We start from the raw sequence: 515 nt of genomic DNA, 5'->3' as shown, positions 1-515 counted from the left end.
CGGGCGAGGGGTCGACCGGGTCGTCGACACTGCCGGAACACTGGAGCAGTCACTGAAGTCGCTCGCCATCAACGGGCACGTCGCGTTCGTAGGGTCCCTCTCCGGCGACTTGCCACCACTCGACCCTCGCCTGCTGTTCGGTGTCACCGCGACGGTCCGGGCGTTGGCAGTCGGAAGCCACGCCCAGTTCACCAAGCTGAACGAGATCATCACCGCGCACCAGCTTCGGCCCGTCACCGACCGAGCATTCCCGTTCGAGGAAGCCAGCGCGGCGTTCCGCCACTACGAGTCGGCCAGCCCGTTCGGAAAGGTCATCATCGAAATCCGATAGCCGGGTGTGTGTGGCGGCGGAATCCGCCACACACGCTCATTGGCAGATCAGGATGTTGAGCGACGACAGAGGCCGCTACGGTGCGTGATGGTGGGCTGCGCGCCGCCGCGCACGGTCGGCGGCAGATCCGGATGCCCTGGACGGGCCGCTCCGGTAGCCGTGTCAGGATCTTCGGATGGTCATG

General features: G+C 66.2%; 1 protein-coding gene. It reads left to right on the top strand.

The genetic code is table 11. The annotated features are described in order from the left end of the window. Positions 1 to 331, top strand: a 331-nt coding sequence (locus ACLJQE_RS44825; RefSeq protein WP_410645946.1) for a zinc-binding dehydrogenase, incomplete at its 5' end; no start/stop codon positions are given. Positions 332 to 515: the final 184 nt, after the last annotated feature.

The sequence above is a fragment of the Amycolatopsis sp. lyj-346 genome, from assembly GCF_046548975.1.
Lineage (GTDB): Bacteria > Actinomycetota > Actinomycetes > Mycobacteriales > Pseudonocardiaceae > Amycolatopsis.
This window is presented reverse-complemented; position numbering and strand designations above follow the sequence as displayed.